Origin of the sequence: Sphingobacterium sp. UT-1RO-CII-1 (assembly GCF_026711005.1) — a bacterium.
In the GTDB taxonomy this organism is placed as follows: Bacteria; Bacteroidota; Bacteroidia; order Sphingobacteriales; family Sphingobacteriaceae; genus Sphingobacterium.
On the sequence record NZ_JAPPVJ010000001.1, the window covers coordinates 212,210 to 226,285 of the forward strand.

General features: G+C 34.5%; 12 protein-coding genes. 7 read left to right on the forward strand and 5 right to left on the reverse strand.

The features are described from left to right. Positions 1 to 11 precede the first annotated feature (11 nt). The 4 genes from ORI89_RS00840 to floA all read right to left on the reverse strand — a co-directional run bounded on the left by ORI89_RS00840 (position 12) and on the right by floA (position 3,815). Complete coding sequence (locus ORI89_RS00840; protein ID WP_268228527.1) at positions 12 to 605, reverse strand: Maf family protein; 594 nt, start codon at positions 603 to 605, stop codon at positions 12 to 14. A gap of 43 nt (positions 606 to 648) precedes the next feature. Continuing rightward, entirely contained in the window at positions 649 to 1,167 is a 519-nt protein-coding gene (locus ORI89_RS00845) for a KdsC family phosphatase (RefSeq protein WP_268228528.1), read from the reverse strand. Positions 1,168 to 1,446: 279 nt separating this feature from the next. After that, on the reverse strand, positions 1,447 to 2,754 hold the full coding sequence (locus ORI89_RS00850; RefSeq protein ID WP_268228529.1) for a DUF3472 domain-containing protein: 1,308 nt from the start codon (positions 2,752 to 2,754) through the stop codon (positions 1,447 to 1,449). A gap of 80 nt (positions 2,755 to 2,834) precedes the next feature. Continuing rightward, entirely contained in the window at positions 2,835 to 3,815 is a 981-nt protein-coding gene (floA, locus tag ORI89_RS00855) for a flotillin-like protein FloA (protein WP_268228530.1), read from the reverse strand. 457 nt (positions 3,816 to 4,272) lie between these two features. On the opposite strand from floA, the gene ORI89_RS00860 reads away from it, so the two are divergent. The 7 genes from ORI89_RS00860 (at position 4,273) to ORI89_RS00890 (ending at position 13,332) form a co-directional block, all read left to right on the forward strand. Continuing rightward, on the forward strand, positions 4,273 to 7,668 hold the full coding sequence (locus ORI89_RS00860; RefSeq protein WP_268228531.1) for a response regulator: 3,396 nt from the start codon (positions 4,273 to 4,275) through the stop codon (positions 7,666 to 7,668). Beyond that, a complete protein-coding gene (locus tag ORI89_RS00865) occupies positions 7,656 to 8,486 on the forward strand; it encodes a CheR family methyltransferase (protein ID WP_268228532.1) in 831 nt (276 codons plus the stop codon). The genes ORI89_RS00860 and ORI89_RS00865 overlap by 13 nt, the downstream gene beginning before the upstream one ends. After that, the gene (locus ORI89_RS00870; protein WP_268228533.1) at positions 8,486 to 9,052 is read left to right on the forward strand and encodes a chemotaxis protein CheB; all 567 of its coding nucleotides are present in this window, start codon (positions 8,486 to 8,488) and stop codon (positions 9,050 to 9,052) included. The genes ORI89_RS00865 and ORI89_RS00870 overlap by 1 nt, the downstream gene beginning before the upstream one ends. Positions 9,053 to 9,058: 6 nt before the next feature. Then, positions 9,059 to 10,672: a response regulator gene (locus ORI89_RS00875; RefSeq protein ID WP_268228534.1), complete on the forward strand. Its 1,614-nt coding sequence runs from the start codon at positions 9,059 to 9,061 to the stop codon at positions 10,670 to 10,672. 53 nt (positions 10,673 to 10,725) lie between these two features. After that, positions 10,726 to 11,259: an azurin gene (locus ORI89_RS00880; protein WP_268228535.1), complete on the forward strand. Its 534-nt coding sequence runs from the start codon at positions 10,726 to 10,728 to the stop codon at positions 11,257 to 11,259. 148 nt (positions 11,260 to 11,407) lie between these two features. Then, the gene (lpdA, locus tag ORI89_RS00885; RefSeq protein ID WP_268228536.1) at positions 11,408 to 12,814 is read left to right on the forward strand and encodes a dihydrolipoyl dehydrogenase; all 1,407 of its coding nucleotides are present in this window, start codon (positions 11,408 to 11,410) and stop codon (positions 12,812 to 12,814) included. Positions 12,815 to 12,936: 122 nt separating this feature from the next. Beyond that, entirely contained in the window at positions 12,937 to 13,332 is a 396-nt protein-coding gene (locus tag ORI89_RS00890) for an acyl-CoA thioesterase (protein WP_268228537.1), read from the forward strand. Between the two features lie 4 nt (positions 13,333 to 13,336). On the opposite strand, the gene ORI89_RS00895 is transcribed toward ORI89_RS00890, so the two are convergent. Further along, positions 13,337 to 13,627: a DUF3817 domain-containing protein gene (locus ORI89_RS00895; RefSeq protein WP_268228538.1), complete on the reverse strand. Its 291-nt coding sequence runs from the start codon at positions 13,625 to 13,627 to the stop codon at positions 13,337 to 13,339. Positions 13,628 to 14,076: the final 449 nt, after the last annotated feature.

A 14,076-nucleotide genomic window follows, 5' to 3' on the forward strand; every position in this document is an offset into this window, starting at 1 on the left:
TGTCCCTTCTTTTAATAATTAGACAACAGGTTCTTTAATTCTTGGTATAATCTTGCAACAGGCAAGCCTACCACATTGTCATAAGAGCCGCGTATAGACTTCACACCTACAAAACCTATCCACTCTTGAATTCCATAAGCTCCCGCCTTGTCGAAGGGAGAGAAATTATCAATGTAAAATTCAATCTCTTTACTGGACAGAGGAAATAACTCCACTATTGTTTCTTCAACAAACGATAATCGCTCACCTTGATATGCAAACGCCACAGCTGTCAATACCCTATGCTCTGCCCCCTGCAAAGCTTCTAACATATACTGCGCCTCTTGTTTATCTCTAGGCTTACCTAATATATCCTCTCTATAAGCAACAACTGTATCAGCCGTAATTACTAAACTAGTATCAAAATCACCATCAAATTGTTTCAACTTATTACAAGCAATATATTCTACAATTTCAAATGCATTTGCATTTGGCAAAATCTCTTCTTCAGTTTCCCTCACAACAACATCGAAATTTACCCCAATATCTTCCAATAGCTTCTTTCTTCTAGGAGATTGCGATCCTAAAATCACAGGAATATTTCGCAAAAGCTCTATTAATAACATATTCAAAAATAACTAAAAAGCTCTTAGAGCTCATTTCACCTATTTAAACACTTTTAATACTTGAGTCACTCATCCAACGGTCTGTTAATTTCAATATGATCTCAATAACTTCCCGAACACATCCTTCACCTCCATTTTTAGGAGAAATGTAATCAGCTATTTTTTTCACTTCTTCCACAGCATCCGACGGGCACACACCTATTCCAGCTTGTTTCATACATAATAAGTCTGGAATATCATCTCCTATAAAAACAACCTCATTTGACTTTAAACTAAATCTCTGCATTATATCTTCCATTAAACCTAGCTTATCCGCAACCCCTAAGTAAATTTCTGTAATACCAAGTCCTTTCAATCGAGCAAGAACTCCTTTAGATTGAGCTCCTGATATCACCACTATTATCAATCCTTGCTTAATGGCATATTGCAAAGCATATCCATCCTTTATGGAAAAGCGACGTAATTGCTCTCCTTCTTCTGTAACCACTACAGTACCATCAGTTAATACACCGTCAACATCCAAAAACAGCGCTTTCGTTTGCGCAAACTTCGCCAATATCATAATCCTAACATTAAAGAATAAAACATACTTAATTCACAACCGCCATCATATTATCAACAAAAGACATAAGATCAAATAATTGTCAGAAAATATTGCCCAAACAACTATTTATACAAAAAAAGATTGATTCCCCTAACTTTTTGTCGTACATTTGCAATGTAATCAATGGTTAATAAGAGATTACATTTTTAATTGTCTTTTCATAATTTAGGTTTATAATTGGTTAGTAGCAAACCCTGGCGCCCATCGTCAGGGTTTTGTTTTTATAACAACTATATTTTACATAGGTAACTTACTCACATCTAATGATGGTTTTACACCTTTAACCTTCCTTTTGAAACTCGTTCCTATAGGAGTATAATCTTCGAAAAAACCACAATTTTGCAAATAAAACCCACTGCCTAAAGCTCCTCCTTTATAATCCATTCTATATCCAACAGAAGCCGTCGCATCAGCAGTGAACTTTGCCTTTGCACATTCATACCAATTCCCATTCACATCTCGTACCCACTGATCCTTGAACAGAACTTTTCGTTGAACATCTCCTTGATTTGGCAGGAAGTTTTCTAAAAAAGAATGAAACCTTTTTAGATAGGTTGTAGTCTTAGGTCTTAGAAATTGAGCTATTAACTTCCATTCTCCACTTTCTTCAGCAAAGAACCAAGCTGTATACTCTGTATACTCTTTCTCGACAGGTCTCCCTCTTAAAAGAAACTTATAAGTATTCCCAGCTTTCCAATCGTACCTTAAAAAGGACTGTCCGCCAGATCCCTCGTTTCCAAATTCTCCTGTATTAACTCCCTCTCCCTTTTTAGTCAATATAATTTTTTCTTCATCAGGTATTTCATTTGGATTATCAGTATGAAAAGGGCTCCAAACAGAGAATAAGACCCGTCTTTCCGTAAGACTATTCACCTGCATACCAAAATACCCTTCTGCAAAACCATTTGCCATATAATATGAACCTACTACATCCTCTCCAGTAGGGACAGTAATTTCATTATAATAATACTCTATATTCTCTTGTGTAGGTATTTCATAAGCTAAGTGCACAGAAGGTCCCCTTCTACCCCAGTAGAAAAAGTTCCCATCATTGTTTTGCACATAGTTTAGACTGCTTAAGATAGACTTCTCTCCAGCTAACTTATAAGACTTCACTTCGGGTCCTATGTCTCCATTAGACACTTTAAGTTCTATCTTAACATATCCAGTATCTCGCACTTCTAACTTACCAACATATACACTTTTATTACTACTCTCTGCCAATACAGACACTTTAAACCGCTGTTCTTTATGTGAAACTAATAAAGAGGCTGGCTGCGCTACATTACCCAACATCAAAGACAGATTTACTGAACCTATATTTTTAAAACGTACATATGTATAAAAAGATCCAGAGCTAAATCCAGATTTAATGCCATTTTGATCGGTTAAATAATTATTCTCATTTGGCTTTTGCCAAGTATTACCTGATATAGGCAAAATAATCTCATGACTAGCAACCTGTGATTGTGCATATGAAGAAGTAAAGAATTGAGGTATCAACAAGATACCCATTAACAGTTTTAAAAAAAATTTAATCATCATTATTTAATTGTTTTCTTTCTTAAAAGTAAGAAACCGATTAGCTCTGCTAATCGGTTCTCTATTTTTCAACTTTCCTATTTTTAGGAGCTTTTAGACGGGCCGCTAGGTTTAGAAATTGAAGACCTCATATCAGTATCCGCTTGTATATTCTGCATTTTATAATAATCCATAATACCTAGATTACCATTTTTAAATGCTTCTGCCATAGCCAGAGGCACTTGTGATTCAGCTTCAATGACCTTAGCTCTTGCTTCCTGTGCCTTAGCTTTCATCTCCTGTTCACTTGCTACAGCCATTGCTCTACGCTCTTCAGCTCTTGCGTTAGCAACCTTTAAATCAGCCTCAGCCTGATCTGTCTGCAATTTTGCGCCGACATTTTCTCCAATGTCAATATCTGCAATATCAATAGACAAAATTTCAAATGCCGTACCCGAGTCTAGCCCTTTAGCCAAGACGGTTTTAGATATACGGTCTGGGTTTTCTAATACTTCCTTATGATCTTTAGCAGAACCGATAGTTGTTACAATTCCCTCACCTACCCGAGCTAATATTGTTTCTTCCCCAGCTCCTCCAACTAACTGGTTAATGTTAGCACGAACCGTAACTCGCGCTTTCGCAATTAACTGAATTCCATCCTTTGCAACAGCTGCAACGGCAGGGGTATTGATAACCTGAGGATTTACAGACAACTGTACAGCATCAAAAACATCACGACCAGCAAGATCAATAGCTGTCGCTAACTTAAAGTCCAAAGGTATATTAGCCTTATCTGCAGAAATTAATGCTTTTATGACCCTATTTACATTTCCTCCTGCCAAATAATGTGTTTCGATCTCGTTCGTGGAGATTTTAAGGCCTGCTTTAGTGGATATAATCATAGCATTAGATACTAAGGCTGGAGGAACTTTACGCAAACGCATTAAAACCAAGTTTAAAAGACTAATCTTGACATTCGATAACTGCGCCGTAAACCATAGATTCACTGGAAGCAAATAAAGAAGTAAGAAAAACGCTATAACACTCCCAACGATTATTAAAATTAAACTGATTCCTGGTTCCATATATTATTCAATAATTAAGTTTTTGACAGACCCTATTAATTTCATTAAAGGTATTGTTTTAATTTTAAAAAAGCATTTTCTATATCAAAAAACTAAGAAGAATGATCGGAATCTTCAAATAATCACTCCAAATATAATACTGCCCCTATCCCTACCTCTTTTCCCCATAGACTATAAGTAGTTCATCTCATAGAAATTATGAAGGATTAATATTTTCAAACCACATACAGATAGATCTTACAATTTAGCAAAGTTGGCTACATTTCATTCAAAGTGAGTCTACTTAACATTTTTCTACTTTCACGATTATTGTTTAATTAATTTAATGGCTAATTTTACACGCATTGATTAAAAGCTCTTTGTAAACAACATATTTTTCAAATAGCATTAAGCATTCTCAAAAGATGATACTGTATAATAAGCAGATCGGTAAAGTTAAAACAAACAATATAACCACATGAAGAAAGAAACTATACTAAAATGGCAATTATTTATAGGGGTTTCAATTTCATACCTCATTATTATCATCACAACACTATACTTATTTAACATATTTACAGATAAAGTAACTGCCATTAGAGGTGCTACAGAAGCTGCAGAAAATGAGATAAGAAAAATCATTGATATTGATAAAAAAATAACGGAAGCACCAAAGTATATTGGTGAGGTCCAATCATACACTAACATCAGGACAGACGTTCTATCTAACCTAGATGAGTTTAAAACCTCTTATTCAGAAAATCAAAAAATTCAAGCTCAAATTGACTCCTTAAAAATTTCTATTGAGCAGCTTTTCAATTTAATTTCCAATACCCAACAACAATCGCACATTCCTAAGGAAACATTTACTTCTTTATTAAGTATAAATGACCAAATTACCACTTTACGATTTGACTTAGCAGACGAAAGGAAGATTTCCACAGCAAAACTTTACAACTCATTAAACGACCTTAAAACAATTGCGTACTTCACTATAGGCATCCCTTTGCTATTCCTACTTTTTATTTTCAATAGGATACTAAAAGTTATGAAGGAATTGGGGCGCCGATCCAAACAGACACATGAGCTTAATAAAGAAATAAAAGATGTACAAAAAGATATCGAAATTGCAAATTGGATCTTGAAAGAATCTGCTTTGTTAAACGACGCTATAAATGGACAAGACAATGAAGATCGAATAGCGGAAATCAGTTTTGATCATATTAACAACGCCTTAAATTTCCATGCTGGTTCTTTTTATATAAAAAAAGCCGAATCAAAAGAGTATCATCTAAAGAAATCTATTGGTATAGACCCAAGCCACAAACCCTTGTCACTTTTTATCGAAGGAGAGTCCTTACTCGGGAAAGTCTGTACCGACCAAGATGTTCATATAATTGACTCAAATATCAATGCTAACATTTCCTCCTCAACTTCTTTGACTCATAATACAATAAACACTATTATCATATACCCCTTAGTCAATGAAAATAAAACATACGGTGTTTTAGAGATTGGAGGTAACTACGCGACAAAAGATTTAGACCGCATTACCCGCTACCTAAGGCGTGTTACTCGTACTATGGCAATGACTATCAAGTTTGCCCAAAACCATACGCTAGTCGAACGATTACTAGAAGAGACTCAACAACAGACTGAAGAACTAGAAGCTCAACAAGAAGAGTTACGCATAACAAACGAAGAGTTGGTCTACAAAACGAACTTGCTTGAAACGTCTGAAGAAGAATTGCGTGTTCAACAAGAAGAATTACATAACAGTAACGAAGAACTCAAGGAAAAAGCCGAACAACTAGAATCTCGTAATATCGAATTAAGAAATGCACAAAAAGTTGTAGAAGAAAAAATACAGGAAGTTAAACTAGAAAGTAAGTACAAGTCAGAGTTTTTAGCTAATATGAGTCATGAACTTAGGACCCCACTCAATAGCATACTAATATTAGCGCGCTTATTAAAAGACAACAAAGTAAATAACCTAACTAAAGAGCAAATTAAGTATGCTTCAGTTATTTATAGTGCCGGAGGAGATCTGCTACAGCTTATTAACGAGCTCCTTGATCTTGCAAAAATAGAATCTGGCAAAGTAGAACTTAACTATGAACATATACAATTACAAAACTTTGTCCGCAATCTTGAAAGCCTGTTTAGCCCCACTGCAGAAGAAAAACAAATAGATTTTCGATGTTTAATAAATCCAAGTGCACCTGAGACATTTCTATGCGATGAAAATCGCATAGAACAAGTCTTAAAGAATTTTTTATCCAATGCACTAAAATTTACAAATACAAATGGGACTGTCACACTTGAAGTGAAAGCAGATATTGATAACATTAAGTTTGTTGTTGAAGATAATGGCAAGGGTATTTCCCCAGAAAAACAATTATTAATATTCGATGCTTTCCGTCAAGAAGATGGTTCGACAAGCAGAAAATATGGAGGAACTGGGTTGGGATTATCCATTAGTAAAGAAATAGCTTCTTTACTTGGGGGAAGAATAACACTAAAAAGTACATTGGGAAAAGGTAGCACTTTTACTTTAATTATTCCTAATACCCAAAAACAAATTTCGGAAATAGAAAATAATAAAATTAATCTTGCAACTCAAGTTGTAAGCCCCCCCCTAATTAAAAAGCCTTCAATAGCAATTGAAAATGATAAATCAATGACTTCTGATCGTCACCTATTAATTATTGAAGATGATATTAAGTTTGCAGATATACTTAAAGATTTTGCTGAACAATATAAATTCACAGTAAGTATCGCTAACGATGGTGCCGAAGGTATAAAAAAAGCTCAAGAAGAGAAGCCTGATGCTATCATTTTGGACGTTATGCTTCCTATCTCAGATGGATGGGAAGTTTTACGTACCCTAAAAGAAAACGAAAAAACGCAGCATATTCCTATACATATGATGTCAGCTGCAGATTTTAAACAAAAAGATTTTATAGAACACGGCGCTATCGGTTTTTTATCAAAACCCATTACAGAAGAAACTTTAAAAAAAGCATTTGAGAACATTAATCTAAATATTGACAAAGGAGTCAAAAAGATCCTACTCGTTGAGGATCAAGAGTTCCAGAGCGAGATAATTAAAAATGCCTTTGCAGAACAAAACATTAATGTATTACAAGCTTTCTCTGCACAATCAGCACTTGATAAACTTACACATGAAAGCAATATAGACTGTATAATACTGGACATTAAGCTACCAGATGAAGACGGACTAGATACTCTAGACAAGATAAAGTCAATCCCCGAACATCAAGACACTCCTATTATTATTAATACTGCGTACGACCTTTCCAAACAGCAAATAGACCGCATAACACAGCACACAAAGGCGATGATTCTAAAATCAAGTAAAAGTAATAGTCGTTTAATCGATGAGGCAACCTTATTTCTTAATAAAATTAGTTCAAAAGACTACTCACCGATTAAAAATATCAAAAAATTAGCTCCCGCAACAAACGCTAAAGATAGCCTTTCTGGCAAAAAAGTACTAGTTGCAGATGACGACATGCGGAATATTTTTGCTCTTACGACAACTTTACAAAGCTTAGGTATGCAAGTAGAAATCGCTAATAATGGACTAGAAGCTTTAAAAATAATAGATGATCCAAATAGTAAAATAGAGATTGTGCTGATGGATATCATGATGCCCGAGATGGATGGATATGAAGCGATTCACGAAATCAGAAAAAACAAAAGAAACGCACAGCTTCCTATAATTGCAGTTACTGCAAAGGCAATGAAAGGCGACCGAGAAAAATCGATAAAAATAGGAGCCAACGATTATATAAGTAAACCAATAGATATTGATAAATTAATTTCTTTACTTCGAGTATGGCTAAGTTAAATACATCTTATATAACATTTGAAGAACTTGAAGAGGTAGTAACACTCCTTAAAAATATTTCTGATTTTGATTTAAGAGGCTACACAAAATCCTCTTTAAAGCGGCGAATTCAGCGCATTTTAGATCTACAAGGAATGGATATCGTTGATTTAAAAAATGCTATAACAAACATCGATGGGTTTCAAAACTTCTTAATGAATGAGGTGACGGTAAATGTTACAGAGATGTTCCGAGACCCTCAATATTTCGCAATGCTACGCCAAGAGGTTTTCCCTTACCTTGCAACCTATCCACGTCTAAAAATATGGAGTGCAGGCTGCTCTACAGGGCAAGAAGTATACTCATTAGCTATTCTACTAGAAGAAAGCAATTTATACGAACGAAGTTTTATATATGGTACTGACATCAATAACCAAGTAATAGAAACAGCAAAAAAGGGAATCTATCCCGTTAAAAAACTAAAGTTATATTCAGAAAATTACCACGCAACAAACGCTCCACATAGCCTCGCTGATTATTATACTGCGATGTACGAGAATGCTATATTCAACCAGAAAATTCGTAACAATATTCTTTTCTCACAACACAATTTAGCTACCGATTCTGCCTTTAACGAATTTCAGCTCATATCCTGTCGCAACGTGCTGATCTATTTTGATATAGAACTACAAAAAAAAGTATTTGATTTATTTTATGAATCATTAAGTGAGTTTGGCTTTTTATGTTTAGGAGCTAAAGAATCTCTAAGTCACCATAACATCATGTCAAAGTTTAAAATCATCAATAAAGAGTTTAACATTTATCAAAAAATTAAGTAATGCTACCGGCCGAGAATATTATTTTAATTGGAGGAAGTGCTGGTTCATATAACCTTATTTTAAGTTGTATAGAATCATTACCTTCTGTTTTCTCCGCTGCAATTATAATCGTAATTCATCGTAACCCTAAATTCATAACAAAGATTGAAGAAACACTAACAGTACGTTTAAAGCGTTCGGTTTTAACAGCACGTGATAAAGCCATAATATTACCTAATAATATATATTTTGCAACAGCTGGCTATCACTTACTAATAGAACCAAACAAAACATTTTGCCTAGATCAATCTGAACCTGTGCAATTTTCTCGTCCCTCGATAGATGTACTTTTTGAATCAGCTGCGGATGCTTATACAGATAAATGCACAGCGATTTTATTGTCTGGTGCAAATCGAGATGGAACAGATGGCCTACAACACGTCTACCACATGGGAGGAGAAATATACATACAGTCTCCAGCGGAGGCTTTGATGTCAACGATGCCTGAAAGCGCAATAGCTGGAAATCAAAACGCTAAAATTTGGAAAAACGAACAAATCATTTCTTTTTTCCAAAAATTAAAATAAATGATTATGAAAAATATCAACTTATTAATATTAGATGATAAAGAAGAAAACATAATTAGTTTATCAGCTTTACTTTCCGAAGTAGAGCATATTAACATTATAAGTTCAACTGATCCGAACGAAGCATTAAAAATATGTTGGAAGAATGATATATCTATCGCTCTAGTTGATGTGCAAATGCCCGATATAGACGGGTTTGAATTCGTTTCTATTTTAAAATCAAACCCTAAAACAAGTCACGTCATAGCCATTATGGTTACTGCTATTTCTAAGGAGGACAAATATTTACTTCAAGGCTTAGAAAGTGGTGCTGTTGATTATCTATACAAGCCTTTAAATCCTGAAATTACTATTGCTAAAGTTAGCTCCTTTGTCAAACAGGTGCATAACCAAGAGGAAATAAAACAAAAAAACATAGCACTAGAAGAGTCAAAAGCTCAACTCATCAAAGCAAAGGAAGAAGCAGAAGAAGCCCGAAAATCTAAAGAGATCTTTCTTGCTAATATGAGCCATGAAATACGTACACCAATAAACGGTATTATTGGAATTATACACATGTTTAAAAACTCTACACTAAATGAAGAGCAAAAAAGTTGGGTAAATAGACTAGAAGACGCCTCTAACTCTCTTCTCCTCATCATTAATGACGTACTTGACATTTCAAAAATTGATTCCGGCATGATGAAGGTTGAAAAAGAAAACTTCTCTTTGCACAAAAAATTAGAAGACATATGTAATTTATTCAAAATAAAAGCTTTAGACAAGAATCTGAAGTTTGAAATAGAAATTGACCCAGACTTACCAGAGTATATACAAAGCGACCCTTTACGCTTACAACAAATAATCAATAATTTTATTTCTAATAGTCTAAAATTTACCGATGAAGGAAAAATAATCTTTCAAGCCAAGGTTGTTGAGAAGCTCAAAAATTCTACCAGAATAAAATTTTCTGTGATTGATACTGGTATAGGTATTAAACCGGAATCTGTTGAAAAAATATTTCTTGCATTTGAACAGGGAGACGATGGAATTACAAAAAAATTCGGCGGCACAGGGCTAGGATTAGCTATTGTAAAACGTTTAGCAGATCTATTAAAAGGAGAAATATTTGCAGAAAGTGTTTACGGACAAGGTTCCCGTTTTTGTTTTATGGCTGAGTTTGAAAATGGATTACAACCAACTTCCGATAAAAACATTAATAAGAAAAACATTTCTCAATTAACCAGACTAAATAACACCGTTGTATTAGTAGCAGAAGATAACGATTTAAATAGCTTTATGCTCAGCCATATTTTAGAATCGTGGGGTTGCCAAGTCGATATCGTAAAAAATGGTAGACAAGCTGTCGAGCATATAAACATTAAAGACTATAGTCTTATTATGATGGACACACATATGCCCATCATGTCAGGTTTTGAAGCCATAAAAGAAATCCGAAATCATCCTGACGCAGTAAAAGCCGCAGTTCCAATCATCACAATATCCGCTTCCGTTCTTGACTATGAACAACAGTCTGCTTATGAAGCTGGTGCCGACTCTGTCATAAGAAAACCTTTTGACCCGAATGAGCTTCACGATAAAATAAGTCAGCTTATTGACACAAAAAATGTAATATATTGATTCTTAAATAATATTCTTAAATTTGTCAGAAGCATAAAATATCAAATTTTAATATGAAAAAGTTATTCATTGTACCGGCAATTGCACTAGCATTGTCATTTACTGCGTGCGGAGGTTCTGAAAACAAAACAGAAACCACTGCCACTCAAGAAACTACAACATCTGTAGAAGAAGCTCCAGCTGAGACTGTTCCAGGTATTGAAAATGTAGAATTATCAAACACAATCGTCGTTGAAGGTAACGATCAGATGAAGTTTAACACAGAGTTATTACGTGTTAAAGCGGGAGAAGCAGTTGAGTTAACTCTGAAAAATGTAGGTTCTCTACCAAAAGAATCTATGGGGCATAACTTCGTAGTTCTTAAATCAGATGTTGATGTTGCAACATTTGCAAGTGAAGCAACTGCTGCGTCTGATAATGAATATATACCTAAAACTTCCCTTTCATCAATCGTAGCACACACAAAGCTTTTAGGACCAGCTGAAGAAGATAAAATCACCTTTACCTTAGAGAAAGGTGTTTACACATTTATCTGTAGTTTTCCGGGTCACTACGGTTTAATGCAAGGTAAAATCGTTGCCGAATAAGTCTCCTTATATAAAAAAAACAAAGGCACTTCTTTTAATAAAGAGTGCCTTTTTTTAATAAAAAGACACTCAGAGCTTTTTACATCTTAAATACAAATAAATATATTATATTAATTAACTTTGATCTAGGAACATTAAAACTTTATTTATGCAATACGACGTAATCGTTATAGGAAGTGGCCCGGGAGGATATGTTGGTGCTATACGCTGTGCACAACTAGGATTAAAAACCGCTATAATTGAGAAATATAGTACTTTCGGAGGAACGTGCCTCAATGTAGGCTGTATACCTTCTAAAGCATTACTTGACACATCTGAGCATTACCATAATGCAGCAAATAATTTTGCTACGCATGGAATTGGGATCAGTAGCTTAAAAATCGATGTAAAAAAAATGATTGAGCGCAAAAATGATGTTATTGCGCAAAATACAGCAGGCATTACCTATCTTTTTAAAAAGAACAAAATTGACTCTTTCGAAGGCGTTGGTTCATTCATCGACAAAAACACCGTTAAAGTAACTAAAACAAACGGAGCGACTGAAGAACTTAAAGCTAAAAATGTAATTATTGCTACAGGATCTAAGCCAACTGCATTACCATTTTTACCTATAGACAAAAAAAGAATAATTACGTCAACAGAAGCCTTAAACTTAACAGAGGTTCCAAAACATCTTATTGTTATTGGCGGTGGTGTAATCGGCTTAGAGTTAGGTTCTGTCTATGCGAGATTAGGAGCAAAAGTATCTGTGGTAGAATTCGCTAAATCTATAATAGGTACAATGGACGGAAGCTTAGGCAAAGAATTACAGCGTGTACTAAAAAAGAATTTAGGTATGGAATTCTTTTTAGGTCACAAAGTTACGGGAGCAACCAGTAAAGGTAAAAACGTAACAGTAACAGCAGAAAATGCGAAAGGTGAACCTATCACAATTGAAGGTGATTACTGCATTGTTTCTGTTGGAAGAACTTCTTATACAGAAGGTCTAGGCTTAGAGAATATCGGCATAACCACTGAAGAGCGAGGAAACAAGATTTCAACCAATGAGCATATGGAAACTATTGTTGAAGGGATTTATGCTATTGGAGATGTTATAAAGGGGCCAATGTTAGCACATAAAGCTGAAGATGAAGGAGTTTACGTAGCAGAGAGAATTGCTGGACAAAAGCCACATATTGATTATAATTTGATACCTGGTGTAGTATACACTTGGCCAGAAGTTGCTTCAGTAGGAAAAACTGAAGAACAACTTAAAGAATCAGGGATTAAATATAAAGCAGGTTCATTTTCATTCAAAGCATCGGGCAGAGCCAAAGCATCAGGAGATACTGACGGTTTCGTAAAAGTACTTGCAGACGCCACAACTGATGAGGTTTTAGGTGTACACATGATTGGCCCTAGAGCTGCTGATATGATTGCAGAAGCTGTCGTTGCTATGGAATATAGAGCATCTGCTGAAGACATTGCACGTATATGTCATGCGCACCCTACATTTACAGAAGCTTTAAAAGAAGCTGCTTTAGCTGCTACAGCTAATCGAGCAATACATGCGTAAAATCAAATATCTCAAAGGCACTTACTGTACCTTTGAGATATTCCACCCTATAATCTTATATGCTCAACTGCATTAGCTATTCATTTATATAGAATAAATATTCTCTTTTAAAAATTAAAAACATGAACTTTTACACTCGTAAATGGATTAAACCAGAAGATCTGAACCCTAATGGAACACTATTTGGTGGAACACTTTTACGTTGGATAGATGAAGAAGCCGTTATATACGCAATTGTCCAACTAGGCAATCACCATGTGGTTACAAAGTATATTTCTGAAATCAACTTTATCAATACAGCCAAACAAGGCGATATCATTGAAATGGGCATAGTAGCGACTCAGTTTGGTAGGACTTCTATTACTATGCGCTGTGAAGTTAGAAATAAAATAACTAGAAAAACAATCTTATCAATAGACAAGCTTGTTTTCGTAAACTTAGATGAGAATGGCACCCCTACCCCTCATAACAAAACAGAAATAACTTATGCCTATATGGGAGTAGAGAAACCCGAATAAAATATTACTTTTTTGCGAACACCTGTTTTTTCAAATCTTTTTCTACCCAAAAAGAGACAATTGGAATAAGGGATAGAAAAAAATATTTTGCCACTCTAGAGAAAGACCATTTATATTCATTCCAGCACATTACTAATAATATAACAAAAAGTACAACTAAAAAGCCATGAATGGATCCGGCTATTTTAACAGCCTCAGGAATGTTAGCAAAATATTTTAAAGGCATAGCCACAAAGAACAAAATAACAGTAGACACCGCCTCCCATAAGGCAATTTGTTGAAAAATTCGTAACATATCAGATAATAAAATATTCGTAAACTAATCAATACAACCCCATACTTTGCGGTTGCAATTTGTGACAAAATTACTAATATAGTATTATACGAACATTGAACTCCATATTTTTTGACATTTTAAAGACTAGCCCCGTTAAACACCCACTCATTTATATAAACAAAGCGAAAAAGCTTTGCTCTATCCCCAAAAAAATATGTATTTTTGGTAAACAGATATCATGTATATTACTGTAAAATCACAGCAAACATCATATTTGAAATATAGGACAGAAACTGGTATAATTTGATTGTAAAAATTAAATAGAGGCCTATCGAAGCGAATATAATTTATTCGAATAATAGGCAATTTTACAACAAACTTACTCGCTCAGAAAGTTTAACATTATAGATTTAAAGAGTTTAAAGGTTCTATATTTTTTTAGAGCAAAAAAACACTAAATTACCTTT